At 47.0% G+C, this 15,669-nt stretch carries 11 protein-coding genes and 2 tRNA genes; 9 read left to right on the plus strand and 4 right to left on the minus strand.

Annotation, left to right across the window (positions count from 1 at the left end; all coding sequences use genetic code 11):
* The first annotated feature begins 86 nt into the window (after positions 1-86).
* Positions 87-791 (plus strand): DUF1080 domain-containing protein, encoded by a 705-nt coding sequence (locus tag ABV298_RS09525; RefSeq protein ID WP_353721902.1) that lies wholly within the window; start codon positions 87-89, stop codon positions 789-791.
* Here ABV298_RS09525 and ABV298_RS09530 read toward each other — a convergent pair.
* Positions 786-4,793, minus strand: coding sequence for an AAA domain-containing protein (locus tag ABV298_RS09530; protein ID WP_353721903.1), 4,008 nt, complete (start codon positions 4,791-4,793; stop codon positions 786-788). The two genes, ABV298_RS09525 and ABV298_RS09530, sit on opposite strands and share 6 nt — an antisense overlap.
* Before the next feature lie 24 nt (positions 4,794-4,817).
* Entirely contained in the window at positions 4,818-5,891 is a 1,074-nt protein-coding gene (locus ABV298_RS09535; RefSeq protein ID WP_353721904.1) for a TerC/Alx family metal homeostasis membrane protein, read from the minus strand.
* A gap of 377 nt (positions 5,892-6,268) precedes the next feature.
* Here ABV298_RS09535 and ABV298_RS09540 point away from each other — a divergent pair.
* The 5 genes from ABV298_RS09540 to ABV298_RS09560 all read left to right on the plus strand — a co-directional run bounded on the left by ABV298_RS09540 (position 6,269) and on the right by ABV298_RS09560 (position 10,477).
* A tRNA-Gly gene (locus ABV298_RS09540) sits at positions 6,269-6,341 on the plus strand.
* 65 nt (positions 6,342-6,406) lie between these two features.
* A tRNA-Leu gene (locus ABV298_RS09545) sits at positions 6,407-6,492 on the plus strand.
* Positions 6,493-7,058: 566 nt separating this feature from the next.
* Entirely contained in the window at positions 7,059-8,588 is a 1,530-nt protein-coding gene (gene istA, locus ABV298_RS09550) for an IS21 family transposase (protein WP_353721905.1), read from the plus strand.
* 20 nt (positions 8,589-8,608) lie between these two features.
* Positions 8,609-9,358 (plus strand): IS21-like element helper ATPase IstB, encoded by a 750-nt coding sequence (gene istB / locus ABV298_RS09555; protein WP_353718797.1) that lies wholly within the window; start codon positions 8,609-8,611, stop codon positions 9,356-9,358.
* Between the two features lie 141 nt (positions 9,359-9,499).
* Positions 9,500-10,477 (plus strand): hypothetical protein, encoded by a 978-nt coding sequence (locus tag ABV298_RS09560; protein WP_353721906.1) that lies wholly within the window; start codon positions 9,500-9,502, stop codon positions 10,475-10,477.
* 12 nt (positions 10,478-10,489) lie between these two features.
* Here ABV298_RS09560 and ABV298_RS09565 read toward each other — a convergent pair whose 3' ends face one another.
* Positions 10,490-11,335 (minus strand): IS3 family transposase, encoded by an 846-nt coding sequence (locus ABV298_RS09565; protein WP_353721907.1) that lies wholly within the window; start codon positions 11,333-11,335, stop codon positions 10,490-10,492.
* The gene (locus ABV298_RS09570) at positions 11,332-11,619 is read right to left on the minus strand and encodes a transposase (protein ID WP_353718731.1); all 288 of its coding nucleotides are present in this window, start codon (positions 11,617-11,619) and stop codon (positions 11,332-11,334) included. The genes ABV298_RS09565 and ABV298_RS09570 overlap by 4 nt, the downstream gene beginning before the upstream one ends.
* Positions 11,620-11,839: 220 nt before the next feature.
* Between ABV298_RS09570 and ABV298_RS09575 the strand changes: the two genes are divergently transcribed.
* From ABV298_RS09575 to tnpB, 3 genes are all read left to right on the plus strand, one after another.
* Complete coding sequence (locus tag ABV298_RS09575) at positions 11,840-14,143, plus strand: hypothetical protein (RefSeq protein ID WP_353721908.1); 2,304 nt, start codon at positions 11,840-11,842, stop codon at positions 14,141-14,143.
* 877 nt (positions 14,144-15,020) lie between these two features.
* On the plus strand, positions 15,021-15,299 hold the full coding sequence (locus tag ABV298_RS09580; protein WP_188939487.1) for an IS66 family insertion sequence element accessory protein TnpB: 279 nt from the start codon (positions 15,021-15,023) through the stop codon (positions 15,297-15,299).
* Positions 15,299-15,643 carry an IS66 family insertion sequence element accessory protein TnpB gene (gene tnpB / locus ABV298_RS09585; protein WP_262892458.1) on the plus strand — a complete coding sequence of 115 codons (345 nt, stop codon included), beginning with the start codon at positions 15,299-15,301 and terminating at the stop codon, positions 15,641-15,643. Before ABV298_RS09580 ends, tnpB begins: the two co-directional genes overlap by 1 nt.
* Positions 15,644-15,669: the final 26 nt, after the last annotated feature.

A 15,669-nucleotide genomic window follows, 5' to 3' on the forward strand; every position in this document is an offset into this window, starting at 1 on the left:
AGGAGCCGTCAACTTTCGATCCAAATATGCCTTTGGAAACTCAAAAAGTACTTAATATTGTGGACTAAAACTTTAACAAGCGAAACATGAATTGTACAAAATGGAAGGCTTTCGGAAAAGCATCCGTTATCGCCCTGGCCTCCCTGGCCTTTTCAAACGACGCAGAAGCTCAAAAAGGAAAATGGGTTACCCTCTTCGACGGCAAAAGCCTGAATGGCTGGCATAGCTGGCAGCAGGATAAAGTGTTGCCGCAATGGAAAATCGAGGACGGCGCTGTGGTATTAACCGAAAAAGGTGGCAAAGACCTTGTTACCGACAAAGAATACGGCGATTTCGAGCTGGAACTCGAATGGAAAATCGCGGAAGGCGGTAATAGCGGGATCATTTACCATGTCGTAGAAGACAAAAAATACTGCTGCCCCTACTCGACCGGCCCGGAAATCCAGGTGCTGGACGATGTGAAGCATCCCGACGCAAAAGCAGGCAAAAACGGCAACCACAAAGCAGGCTCATTGTACGATATGCTGCCTCCAACCGACTTCTCGGCGGTAAAACCTGCCGGCGAATGGAACAAGGCGAGGATCGTCATCAAGGGTGGAAAAGGCGAAAGCTGGCTAAACGGTAAAAAAGTGGTGGAGTTCCCTACCCAGGGTGCTGAATGGAACAAACTCGTTGCCAACAGCAAGTTCAAAACCTGGGAAGGCTTCGGTGCGGCTTCCAAAGGGAAAATCGCATTGCAAGACCACGGCGACAAGGTTTCTTACCGCAACATCCGCATCAAGGAACTATAACAAATCGTTTTTCAGGTTTCCAGACCAATATTCCCGGCTGTAAACTCGCCTGAATGGCCAGTTTTTCAGCCGTAACAGAAGGGGCAGATAAGCATGAGGCTCTTTGGATGATTTACTGTAATGATAAAGATCGTCATCCGTAAGTACCAAACCCTTGTAAGTCCCTTCTTCTTTTACCGTAATATCCCCGAATGGCAGCTCTTTCCGGAACGCCGGGTTCTGCCCGACCAGCCTTTCTTTCAACAGCCAATCGGAACGGAATTGGCCCGGAGTAAGTGGCCCGGGTACAAAATTGCCTTCCGAAACCTGCAAGGCGTAATCCATATAGGCGCGCAGCAGCTTGGGGCCTTCATTCGCGGTGTTTTCCGTTTGCAGTTGAGAAGGCCAGAGGCTCGTTACAAAGTAGATTTTCTCCCGCGCCCGCGTCACGGCCACGTTCAGGCGATTCTCTCCGCCCTGCATATTCAATGTCCCGAATTGCATCGAAATGCGCCCTTTTTCGTCGGGCGCGTAGCCCATTGAGAAAATGATCACGTCGCGCTCGTCGCCCTGTACGTTCTCGATATTCTTTACAAACAGGTTTTCCGGCACCATCACTTCTTTTTCCAATGCATCCTGAATGGCCGCCTGCTGGTAAAAGTTAAACGTTACTACCCCGATGCTCTTCCCGGTTCCGCTCAACTCGCGGATCAGTCGCAACACCTCTTTAACCTCAGCCGCATTGGTATTGTTTTTCCAGATTCCGTCCGTTTTAACGTACAGGATTCCCGGCTCCCGGTCGTTCACTTTATTGAAGTCCGGCAGCAGTTTCAGGCTTTGTTTGTAGAATTTTTTATTAGAAAAATCAATCAAATCCAGCGAAAGGCTTCTGTAATGACCTGTGAGCTGATAATGATCCAGCGATTGGCCGGCAAGGTCGAGCAACGATTCAATTTCGACGGCTACGGAATATTCTTCATCCTCCGTCCTGTCCTCGAACCGTACACGGTAAAGATCGCTCGGCGAAAGTTGCTTGCTATCGCCCGTAACGACCCATTGCTTCCCTCTGAATGCCGCCGGGAGGCTATATTCGGCGTAGCATTGCGAAGCCTCGTCAAAAATCACCAGGTCAAACAGGCCCTTTTCCATCGGAAATACCGCCGATACGGCCTCCGGCGAAGCCATCCAGCAAGGGATCAATGCAAACACCTCATCCGCGTAGTTTTCCAACAATTTCCGGATCGGCCAGATCTTCCTTTTCTTGGTTACCTGATGCCCCAGCTCCCGGTAAGTCACGCGATTCCCCAGCCGGTTCTTTTCGACATCCTCATAAGTCGCTTCACGAAGCTTTATGTTGGTAATGTCGGCACTTAGTTTTTGCTTTAAAGTAATACTTCCCTGGATCTGATCTTCCCATTGCTTCATTTTAAGCGACGACACCGATCGCAGTACGGGATATTTACTTTCAATATGCCCGATCCAGGCCAGCTTGACGCTATTTTCAAATAATTCGACGACCTCCTCCGCGCTGGTCATACCAAGTTCTGCACCCTTTTCCAATGTAGCCTGCGTGGCGCCCCGCTGAGTTTCCGTCATTTCCTCCCACAATCGGTCCATATCGGCCAGTGAATCGAAGTCATCGCGCAATGCATCGAGCAGGACAGCGCTATGTCCCGCCGGGTCGGTAACCAGCGCTGTGATTTGCTCCGGCAGAAGATAAGGCAGCATCGCCTGCTCCATGCGGTCCCATACCTGCAACCATTGTTTGAGTTGCTGAATGGTTTCCGCGAACCGGCTGATCTCTACATTCGCAGATACCAGCTTGTGAAAAATACCTTTCCAAACACCTGCATCCATACGCGCCACGGCATCCGCCGCGCATTCCGCTGATCTGAAAAATGACAGGTATGCCGCCGCACGGTCCTCGGAAAAGTCATCGATGAATGCCGGTTCAAACCCCAGGCTGTCATGCTGAAGCCAGGATTCCAGCTGCCTGCGATTCCTCAAACGCTGTTCGAGCCGCATAAGATGTTCGAGCGACACCGTGAAGCCGTTGGCCGACGCCACCCGTTCTATTTCTTTCTTTTCTTTACTAAAAACATCCCAGAAGAACCCCGAAACAGCCGACCGCTTTGTTTCAAGCGACTTTTTGAGCATTAATTCGAATGCATTCAACTGCCCGGCCGGTAACGACAATTCGATGCCTCCCTCTGCTATAAAACCCTCCATGGCATCCACGGCCTGGCGCACCAATGCCAGCCGCTCGTGCGGGTTCGCAGGCGAGCCGGTGTATTTTCTGAGCAATTTCCACGAAAACGCGTCGCTTATCAGCCCCGAAATGTCGGCAAGCCGCTCGATAATTTCTTTTCGATTTTGGATATAGGCTGTGTCGAATGTCGTGCCCGTCAGACGACCTAATGCCGAAGCTTGCTTCTCAAACGCGCCCGGCCATTCGGAGAGCATATTTTCCATCGTGCGCAGCTCGGCCATTCCAAATGCAGCAAAACTCCTGCGTTTCCGCCAGGGATGCCCCGAACGGATCAGAAACGCATAATCGGAATAGGTTTTCAAATGTCTTTTGAAACTATCCCAGCTATCTATTTTAAAATGCCGGTAGTAGGGCTGCATATCCACATGTGTAGCTTGTGGATCGCTCGTCAGATACAATTCTTTGATACTAACGCCGCATTCGTTTTCGTCAAACAATGCTGAGCGGAAGGTATCCAGCTCACTCACCGTTTTATCGATCGCACGGCTTTCGTGGGTAAATTGCCTTTCGAGAAAGACGGCATCCAGGCTGTAATTTTGCTGGCGATAAGCCTCCACTTGCTCTATCTGGGACGCTATCTGCGCATAAAGCGCCGATCTGTCGTTTTTGAAGTCGTGAATAAGCCCGGTGAAATTCTTCATCCCTGTCGCGGCGAGCCGCTGGTAAACCACATCCAACGCGGCCCGCTTCTGGCATACCAATAAAACACGCTTGCCTTTGGAGGCGAAATCGGCGATGAGGTTACATATCAACTGAGATTTACCACTTCCCGGAGGTCCCTGCACGACTACCGACCGCCCGGATTTCACGGCAAGAATGATTTCCTCCTGCGACTCGTCGATAGCGAAAGGCGTAAGGATATCCTCCTCCCGGGTCTGCCGACCGTCGCGTTGCCGCGTCACTGACGGGACTTCATCATAATGCGCATCAGCACTCGCATAATATTCCGCAAGGCCAACCAATGGAATCTGGAACCCGCTCTCTTCCGCCAGGTCAAGCAATCTGTTATAATCGGGAACGAGATAGGAGCCTGCTTGCGGAAAAATGCCCAGAACAGCCTCGGGATAAAGTTTCAGCTCGCCATTTCTTTCATTCGCAACCAGTTCGGAGCTTTTCTCCCCGCTGAATGCGACAAGCTTGTCTTCAAAAAGCTGCTGGTTAAAATTAATCCTGAACGGGGTTGTTTTCAACCATTCATACAGCTGGGTCCGGAATTCCAGGAAATCATCCGGAAAATCTTCGAACGATTTTTCGAGTATTTCATCCGAGATCGGAGATTCATTAAAATGCCCGTAGGCTAATGCAAAGCTCTGGTTTAATGCAACACCGCTATCGTCCCGCTCGAAAAGGCACCATTGCTCATGGTCCATCCGCAACGTCACCGGGAAAAAAAGCAAAGGCGCATGAATGGGCGTACCGTCGGAGAGCTTCCCTTTAATGAAAGGGTATCCCACATAAAGATCGCGCGAGCCCCTTTCCTCTTCGATAAACCGCTCGGTACGGGAGATTTTGCGCAGCCGTCTGCTGGTTTCATTTACCTTTTCGAACCGCGGGTCGGCCACATCGCACAATGGGATACGAGCTTTTCCATGAATAACCTGTTTGAGCACCTCCACCGAAGGTTTTGACAACAGAAAATCCGTATCGTGAAAATCCAGGAATTGTTCGGCAGACAAGTTCGTGAGTAACAGCGACTTGTTGCGGGTACTGAGATTAGTAAGTCGTTTTAGATAAGCTTTAAGAATCCGGCTCATAGGTACTCAAACGCTGCCCGATGCCTAACTATTGGATAAGACCTCGTCCCCGACTTCCTTTTTCTCCGGAATAACGAGCGATGCGAGTATGCTCACGGCCAGAATTCCCAGGATCACGTAGAGCGAATACACCGTTTTGAACCCGATAGATTCGAGGTAATGATGTGCGAGCATTTTGCCACCGATAAAAACCAGCAGCACCCCCAAACCATATTTCAGGAAGCGGAACAAGCCCATAATGTTGCTTAAGAAAAAGAACATCGACCGTAACCCCATGATCGCGAAGATGTTCGAAAAGAAAACCACGTAAGGATCTTTTGTTACCGAGAACACCGCCGGTACTGAATCGACTGCGAAAATAAGATCGGTAAACTCCACGATAAGCACCACCACAAAAAGCGGAGTAACCAGCCATTTCCCCTTTTTCAGCACGAAGAAATGCTCACGCACGTAACGCGGGAACACAGGCAGGTATTTGGAAGCGAACTTGACAACCGGGTGTTTCGCAGGGTCGATTTTCTCCTCCTCTCCTCCTTCGAAAAATATCTTTCCTCCCTGGTATACCAAAAGGAGACCGAACAGGTAAATAATCCATTCGAAACGCTGCATCAGCGCCGAGCCCACGAAAATGAATATAAAACGCATCACGATTGCGCCCAAGACGCCCCAGAACAGCACTTTTTTAAAGTACTTGGGCCGTACACCGAAGGAGGAGAAAATCAGGATAATGACAAAAATATTATCGACCGAGAGGGCATATTCCAGCAAATAACCCGTAATGAATTCCAGCGACATGTTTTTCCGGTAGATTTCGAGACTTTCGTGGAAATCGCCTGGTATCAGCCGGAGATGCGGCGCGTACTTGTTCTTGATCGCTTCCAGCTCGGCATAATTGTCCATTCCATGCACAAGGTCGCCGTGTGTATTGATGACCAGATAAAATGCCAGCGCCAGCGCGATCCATGCGACGGTCCAGGCTGCCGCTTCCCCAAACTTGACCACATGGTCCTTTTTGTTGAAAACACCCAGATCAAGCAGCAGCATGACACTGATCACCAGAATAAAACCTCCAAAAAACAGCACTTCGTTGGAAAACATGAACAAGCAAATTTAGTTTTTGAATCGGCGGGCCTGAATATACCAAAATCGAGCCAGGCCGGCCCTTGCAGCCTACGCGGCTCAAAGGAGGCAAAGGTAAGGAAAATATGAAGTGGATAGGTTAAATCTGACGGGCGGTAAATAGGCCCGACCGGACGTCATTTTTAGAAGGACAAACAACCCGGAACGGAAAAGTCCCTCAAACTCCCCTCTGCGCAGTTTTCCAACGAAAAAAATTCGGATGGGATCGATTGATTTACAATTTGTTAATCTTTTTGTAAAAATTTTTCATCAAATATTTCGTCCAAAAGCTTGCGTCAAATACCAGGCCTCCCTACATTTGCACCACGATAACCGACAACGGTTAAGCGAAATACGCGAAAGTAGCTCAGCTGGTAGAGCGCGACCTTGCCAAGGTCGAGGTCGCGGGTTCGAACCCCGTCTTTCGCTCAGGGAAAGAAAAGCACCGGAAACGGTGCTTTTTTTCTCTTACTGGTACCGGAACCTGGTTTTTAGCCGGGGTGGTGGAACTGGTAGACACGCAGGACTTAAAATCCTGTGAGCCGAAACGCTCGTACGGGTTCGATTCCCGTCCCCGGTACTAAACGGGACTTTGGCGAGAAATCGTCCGAAGTTCCGTTTTTTATTTTAGCTAAATCGCTGTTTATCTGATAGATAAACGAAGCAACTTCGTTGACTTTTCCGGTTCGATAGCCGTTTTCTGAAAATATGAGCTTTTCAGGGAATATCGAACCAATGATTTCCCGCTTCAATTTGATATCCGCTCCGGTATAGGTCTTATCAAGCCTGAAAAGCACGGCTAGCACCTTTTCAATCATCTTTTCCAGCCCCTGAACACCTCCTGCATTGTTTGTCAACTCGGTTAATCTTGCTTCCAATCTCAGCAGTTTGTCTTCAATCTCGGTTTTGATCGTTCTGTAATCTTTGGGATCGATATCTGAGTGGAAAATTCGGTGAAATTGACCACCCCATTTCAGTTTAAACTGACCACCTGTTCCGGCTGAAATTGACCACCCCGTTTCGGAGCAAACTGACCACCTGTTTCGGAGGAAACTGACCACCCTGTCAAGCAGAAAAATGCTGTAGAATCACCCATATTTTTGGCGGATACCAACCGTGGAAAGTATGGCTAATTCGACTATCAGCATGAATAAGATAAGACAGATCCTAAGGATGTACAGTCAAGGGCGCAGCAAGCTTTTTATTGCTGAGCAAACGGGCGTTTCCCGCAATACGGCCAAGAAGTACATGGCTACTTTTGAAGCGAGCGGTCTGACTTTCGAGCAGATCAACGGCCTGAACGATAAAGAGCTGGACGAGTTTTTCGGTGCAGTTAGACAGATGCCGCCGCAGGATAGGCTGTTGAACTTACAGCGCTGTTTTCCCCGGATAGATAAAGAGCTCAAAAAAACCGGCGAGACACGTTATTCGCTCTGGGAGAGCTACAAAAAGGAATTCCCTGACGGTTTTGGCTATACCCAGTTCTGCTTCCACCTGGCTCAGTGGAAGGCCCGGGTAAATCCTGTTATGCACCAGGACCATAAAGCGGGCGATAAATTCTATATCGATTTTGCCGGTGTAAAGCTGAGCTTCGTAAACAGGGAGACTGGCGAAGTAATTGAGGTTGAAGTCTTTATTGCCATCCTGGGCGCCAGCCAGCTCACCTATGTGGAAGCGGTCATGAGCCAGCAAAAAGAAGATCTGATCCTGGCTTGTGAGAATGCTTTTCATTACATCGGTGGCGTTCCGGCAGCCGTAGTCCCGGATAATCTCAAGGCGGCCGTCACCAAAAGCAACCGGTATGAACCTACCCTGAACGAGACTTTTGAGGACTTTGCCAACCATTACGGGACCACCATATTACCCACCAGGGCTTACCGGCCACGCGATAAGGCGTTGGTCGAAGGGGCTGTTAAAATCGTTTACAGCCGGATCTATGCGCCTTTAAGAAAGCAGGTTTTTAACTCACTATCCGAGCTAAACGCAGCCATATGGGCGGCCCTGGAAGTCCATAATAATCAGCTCCTACGCGGTCGCAATTACAGCCGCAGGCTTCAGTTCGAAGAGATCGAGCGAGGCGCACTCTCTCCGCTGCCGCTGCTCCGCTACGAGTTCAAAAAGCAGTCACATGCGACCGTGATGAAAAACGGGCACGTGAACCTGAGCATCGACAAGCACTATTACAGCGTCCCGTACCGGTTCATCGGCAAGAAGGTCAAATTGCTGTTCTCGGGCACGTTGGTCGAGATTTACTACCGTTATGAGCGCATAGCCCTGCATCAGCGTGTCAAAAGCCCCTACAATTACTCGACCGATAAAGAGCACCTGGCCAGCACGCACCGCTTTTTGACCGAATGGACCCCGGATAAGTTCGTCGAATGGGCTTCTTCGATCCACGATGACGTAAGGCTTTATATCCTTAAAATACTGGACCGTAAGCAGCATCCCGAGCAGGCCTACCGCTCTTGCATCGGCATCTTGTCCTTCGCAAAAAAGGCCGGCGAACAACGGCTGATCAGCGCATGCCAGCGCGCGTTGAGCTATGGTATTTATAACTACAAAATCATCCAGATGATATTGGAAAAGAAGATGGACCAGTACGAGGACAGCCTGTTCGCCGACGAGCTGCCGATGCCTAACCACGACAATATCAGGGGTGAAGAATATTATCAGTAACCTTTTAAACAATCTATACAATGAACAATGACACCTTGGAGAAGCTGCGCAAGCTTAAATTTTATGGCATGTTCCATGCCTTCAAAACCAGCCTGGAAAGCGGAAAAACCAATGATTATACGGCAGATGAGCTATTAGGGTACCTTGTGGACGCCGAGTGGGACGATCGCAACAACCGCCGCGTAGAGCGGCAGATCTACCAGGCCCGGTTCCGTTATAAGGCCGTCGTCGAAAATATCCATTACCATGCCGATCGCAGTCTGGACCGTAACCAGGTCATGCGCCTGGCTGATTGCTCTTTTATCACCCGCAATGAGAACCTGCTGATCACCGGCAGCACCGGGATCGGCAAAAGCTATGTGGCAACTGCCATCGGCCATCAAGCCTGCATCCAGGGGTACCGCGTACTTTACGCGAGTACCCCAAAACTGTTCGCCCGCTTGAAAATGGCCAAGGCTGACGGCTCTTATATCAAGGAAATCGCCAGGATCGAACGGCAGCACCTGTTGGTGCTCGATGACTTCGGTATCCAGCCCTTCGATGCACAGAGCAGGGCCGCCCTGATGGAGATCATCGAAGACCGGCACGGAAAAGCATCGTTGATTATTACTTCGCAGTTGCCCGTCAGCAAATGGCATGAAGTGATCGGAGAAAAAACCATTGCCGACGCTATCCTGGACCGCATTGTTCACGACGCGCACCGCATAGAACTGAGAGGGGAATCGATGAGAAGAAAGAAAAAAATAGAGCCCGAAAACAGCTACCAATAATACGACCTTAATTAACTAATTTTGAAACTGCTTCTGCAGCTTTTTTCTGCTACCGGCCGCCAGACAATTAGGTGGTCAATTTGCCACGGAATCAGGTGGTCAACTTCTCCGAAATACCCATATAATGCGCGAATAGCTGCAATGAAGAAGGCTATTGGCGGGCTCGACGTAATGGTTGACTATTATCATGGTGGAAGTCTGGCAGCCTGGGTAAAAGAACATCCCTCAATTATTTTATGGGTTCGTGAACGTTCTAAGCGTCCAATTTTTGGGTGGAAATCTTATGATGACTGGACAGCAAATCTAGGAAAGGATGGACGTTATATCATTGACGACAATCACAGGATTATTGACAAACGAACAAGAAAAGGCACCGAGCTTGACATTGAAAGTGGAATTTCCGAGATCAGAGACTCTCTCGCTCAACCGGGAAATTACCTTAGACTCACCGGGCTATCGGGAGTAGGTAAAACAAGGCTTGCACAGGCGCTCTTCGATGAAAAGATTGGAGGCAAATTCTTGAATCAATCTCAGGTCATTTACACTGATATTTCATATGATCCCACGCCGAGTCCGCAAAATATTGCCGAACAACTTGTGGCCGGTAAATATCAAGCTGTGCTAGTTATCGATAATTGCTCCCCCCAACTTCATAGGGCACTTGTAGAAAAGCTAAAAGTTCAATCACATTCGGTGAGTTTACTCACCATCGAATACGACGTCGCTGACGATCAGCCAGATGAGACAGGCGTTTTTCATCTAGAACCTTCAAGCGACCAGGTTATAAAAAAATTGGTTTTAAGGCGAGTTCCCGAAATTGGTGAGTTGGCGGCATGGAAAGTCGCCGAGTTTTCAGGTGGCAATGCACGCGTCGCACTTGCATTGGCTAAAAGTTTAACACCAGGCGAATCAATAGGCCATCTTCAAGATAATGCCCTTTTCGACAGACTATTCAACCAGAGAAATTCTGAAAACAATGGTTTGAAGAATTCTGCCGAAGTATTGTCGCTGGTTTATTCCTACGACGTGGAGAACACTGAGGCCGAAAACTCTGAACTTGGCACCCTTAGTCTCTTAAGTTCTGAAATACTCCCGGTTTGCTGGACAGCCGACGGATGAAATTAAGTTTAATTAGGATGCTTTTGCATTGATCTGGAAAAACAATTCATCGGGAATGTACCCGGTTCCTGTGTGTTTGCGTCGACGGTTGTAAAATTCCACATATGCTTTTACTCCCCGATACAAATCCATCCCGCCATTTGGAGGATTTAAGTATATGTACTCTTGTTTGAGCGACCTCCAAAATCTTTCGATGAAAACATTGTCTAGGGCCCGTCCTTTTCCGTCCATAGAAATTTGTATCCCTTTCTCTAAGAGCGGCTTAATAAAACCCTGACTTGTGAATTGGCTACCCTGGTCGGTATTGAATATTTCGGGCTTTCCCTGTGTACGGATCGTATCCAAAAGCGTTTCCCGGCACCATTCCATACTCATTGTATTGGAGATACTCCATCCCACAATTCGACGGCTGTAAACGTCAATAATGGCGAACATGTACATAAATCCTCTGAACATTGGAATATAAGATATATCGGCTTGCCAGACCTGATTGGGGCGCTCAATCTTCAACCCCTTCAGCAAATATGGATATTTGTAATCTGTTGGTTTGGATTTGCTTAGATTGCGCTTGGGATAAATTGTGCGCAAATTCATAAGTCTATAAAGTCTTCTCACCCGCTTCACACCAACAGGATATCCCAGTCCGATCAGGTAATCACGCATGCGTTCTACGCCATAAAACGGGCACTCTAGAAACTGGCGATCAATGGCCTTCATCAATCGCTGGTTTAACAGAGACTGACCTCTCGGCCTAAAGTAATAGCTACTACGCTGTAAACCAATCAATTTGCACTGTGCCGAGACGCTTAGCTCAGGGTACTCAGGGGAAACAAGTCCGCGTTTCTCCATAACACTCATTTCCCCAAGACCTTTTTTAAAAAATCGACTTGGACTTGAAGTTCACCGATTTTAGAATACAATTCCTTCTCTTTTGTGTTTTCGGATTCATTACCAGTGGTGGGTGCCTCTTTACTGAAAACTAATTCAGCCTTTTCCAGAAACTCTCGCTTCCAGGCAGCTATCTGTGTTGGATGAATCTCGTACTTGGAGGCCAATTCCTGCACGGTCTGAACCTCTTTAATCGCTTCAATAGCCACTTTGGCTTTGAAGCTCGCACTGAATTTTCTACGTTCCTTTTTCATAGTCAGCTACTAAGTTAGAAATTTAAGCAGCTGTCCAGATTTCTGGGAGTATTATAGTTCAATACCCGCATCAGTCCTTTATCACCACACCGTCGATCTCAGAAATCGCGACCTTGTTCAGGCAAGGGGAAAATATCGAGCTGTACTTCCCCATGCGATCGCCAATAGATTGGCAATCGCGGGCCTAGAACGACTGACAAATTTCTCCATCAATAGACATTTGCTGCTGAAGGGCAATGAACGCCTCATTCTGTCATTTACTAGACGGCTGAGTTACATACCTGATAGCGAACAAGCTCAAAGTATTGTTGAAGATTGGCTGGCGCCCGGAAGCGGATGGATGAAAGACGTCAGCAATTTGAATGAATTTGGGATGTCAGTATTTGAAAACCTGGCAACAATTCTTCCGGAAACTGCATTATGTGCGATGGAAAGAGCAAATATCTTATTACCAGAAAAATTTGCGAGCCGAGAAAATAGATACTTTGCGCGGTTTGTCCGCCTTTTGCGACATATTGCGTATCACGAACATCTGTTTTTGCGGAGCGCAAATCTCATTGCAGCGTTTGCGCTGACTGAGAGGGTTGGCGAGAATTATGATCCGATCCGTAGACAACTAAGCGATATGTTCCGTATAATTATGTCAGGGACGTATGCCTCCCTAGAAGTGCGTTTACAGGTCGTTAGCAGTCTCTGGGCATCTAATATTGCCAACAAACAACAGCTTGCCACCGACCTAATTGACGCTGCACTGGAAGCATGGCACTTTCAAACTCATCACAATCCGACTTTCGGCTCGCGATCGCGGGACTATGGAGCACAATCCCGACAACCAGTCGAAATTGAAAGCTGGTTTACACGAGTAACTGAGCTTTGTATACGAATGTTCAATGACGATACGCCCTTCAAAACTACACTAAAAAACATACTAGCGTCAAAGCTTCGGGGACTCTGGACTAAAGCTCGTCAGTTTGATTTGGTTGAATCGATTTGCGAGCAAATGACGCGCGATGCGTTCTGGCCTAACGGGTGGTTTCGAGTGAGGTCAATTCTGAAATTCGATTTAAACAAGCTGGATACTGACGTACAGCAAAGGTTAATAAGCCTAGAGAAATCTCTGAAACCACAGAATTTATATGACAAGCTAGTTGCATACTTTCTTTCAGAGGCGAAGGGCATGGATATTTCCATGGCATTGCTTGGTGATCATAGAGATAACTTCAAAGAGCTGTTAAGAAGTTATGAAAACCTGGGAAATGAGCTGGTTAGCGATCATCAAACCTGCGAGAAGATCATTTCAACGTTGCTATGCTCGAATAATGATAGCCTATTTCATCTGGGTAGAGGAATGTACGAGGGAGCGAGTGACAAAAGAAAAACTCTGGAATTTTTGCTGCGCGCATTTTCAATCCTGCCCATTGACCAGCGTAAACCAATTATATTGAAAGGATGGATTAACTGTGTACAAAGGGAGAATGATAGATGCGCAGATGAGATATTAGAGCAAATACTTGATAATGAAGAGCTAAAAAGCCTATTTGTCCCATTACAAGCAGCAATTCCAATCAGTAACGATGGGATAAGGTTACTTAGGAAAGCATTGGATAAGTTCGAACTACATTCAAAGGAATTTTCGTCCCTTTCTTATTCACTTTCCTACTCGAATATATCTTCTGATGTTCTTTGCGATGTTCTTAAAAGTATCCTGGACCGCCCATATGGACGAGACGCTGCATTTGAAATTTTATATTATAAATGTCATGTCGCAAAATCCGGATCTGAAAATAATCTCACGGAAAATCTAACTGCTATTGGTAGACAACTTCTGTTGAGTTTAGATTTGGATAGAGAGCTGAAATCTGAAGACAACTATAAAATTGGGGTGATGGTGTCCTTATGCCTTGTCGGAGAAAGCGCCTTTGGTGCTGCCAGCGAGTTCACCCTTCGACTGATGCGGTTAATAAGAGGTCGTTACATCTTTCCTGACGACCTTGACGGAATCCTGAGAGAATTAGTTAAAGTTCAGCCAATATGTTTGCTTAATTCCCTATTAGAAAAAGGTATTCCAAGCGAATATGTTAAATGGATTGATTTTCATAAGAATTTCGAGAAGTATGATGCTTATTTGTCTACTTTGCCAGACGACGTGCTTCTTAACTGGTGCGAGGAAGATCCCGTGGAACGATATACGCTCATTGCAGGCGCAATTATGAGTTATGAGGGAAGCGAGGAAACTGGTAAACTTGCATGGAAGCCGATTTTCTGGAAATTGGTAGAGCGGGCCCCAAGTCTTACGGAACTACTAGACCAAGTTGAGGACACGCTGAGGCCGTCAGTGGTCTATGGCTCTCGCGCCAACGCTTACCAAGCCAGGCTCGCATTGTTCACGGAACTTATCGGCACTCCGAATGCTCAGCTACGTAAATGGGCGCAATCAAGGTATAACCAATGGACTGAGGAAATAGATTCGGCCAGGAAATCTGAGCAAGAGCGTGACCGAACTCGAAATGAAAGTTTTGAGTAATGGTTAAAGCGTGGGATTGCGCATCTGTAAACTGCCATTCCGCCTTGCACATACTGCTCTGTTGTGTCTTTTGCACTCGTGATGACGAACCTGACTCGATCCAGAGAGATTTAAATAACATCAGATATTGTGCTAAAAGGTGGCATTCATGTTCTTACTATCTTTATAATTTTTTGTCGCTATATTCATAAATTTCGAGTTCAGCGTTAAAACCGATACCACACTTTTACTAGAAGTACAGTACGCCACGCCGAAGCAAGGGCCTATCGAGAGATATTCGTTTCCGAAGATGTGACTGCTAAGCAACTTTCGATTTTAAAGAGCTAATTTTCTTCTTCGACTTTCTCTTAGAAATTGGACAGATGACTCTCCGAACAATATGATTGAAAAATTGAGAAAAAAATCAGGGCACACCAAAATATGTTACCCTCATCAACAATGATGATGGTGTATTTAATTTTACTTCCAACATTGAAATTGCCAGGCTGTCAAGTTAAACAACTATTACTTAACGATTACTTAACGGATACCTAGTCAGCGGGAAGAAATACGTTTTACGCTCTCTTCTGGTCAACTACTTATTGACTTCACACCATGCTCCAATTGTAATTTTTCCGGCACTAGAAATTAGCAAAACAATTATTGGGGCTAATATTGGAGCTGCGACTCCGACAACCGGTGCAATCGCTATTGTGAGAGAGGAAACTATAAAAACTTGTGCAGTTGTTCCATGCTTAAGGAGTGCTTCGCGTTCTTTTTTATACGCTTTGTCTCCACAAAGAAACTTATGCAATTCCTTTTTTATGTATCCGGCCTATCAAGTGCATATTTTTTAGCAGCGGCCGCCTGATTACTTTTGGCAAAAACATAACGCATTATGGATCAGTCAGAAGAAATGTTCAAATTAGTGAGACAATGGCGTAAAAGTGGCCTGAGCCAAAGTGAATTCTGCAAGTTGCACGGCATGACAGTAGCTAAATTTGGCTATTGGGTCGGAAAGGAAAAGTTGGTTGAAAAAGCGACGGGTTTTGTTCGTATATCCGCCCAGCGTTCGGCCATGGACAATGCTTATGAAGTCATTTATCCAAATGGCGTGCAGGTAAATTATCAGGGCGGTGATCTGACGGTGCTCTCTGAGTTGATCCGGCTTTACTAATGTTTAGTCTGGGTTCATCCCACCAATATTATCTGTACCGAGGCGATTGCGATATGCGTAAAGGTTTTGATGGACTCTGTGGCCTGGTGGATTCCGAGTTAGGTAGAGTGGCCACCAGTGGCGAAGTTTTTATCTTTCTTAACCGAAGACGGACCCATCTTAAAATGCTGCATTGGGAGCCGGGAGGCTTTGTACTTTATTATAAAAGACTGGAAAGTGGCACCTTTCCCTCCCCTAAAAAACAGGCAACCGGAAGTATTTCTTGGAGCGAACTGGTGCTGATGATCGAAGGAATCCAGGTACTGAAAAGCAGTCGTAGAAAGCGTTTTATTTTACAGCAATAAGTGCTTTTGCTAGCTTTAAAGGCTGT

The sequence above is a fragment of the Dyadobacter sp. 676 genome (assembly GCF_040448675.1).
Lineage (GTDB): Bacteria > Bacteroidota > Bacteroidia > Cytophagales > Spirosomataceae > Dyadobacter.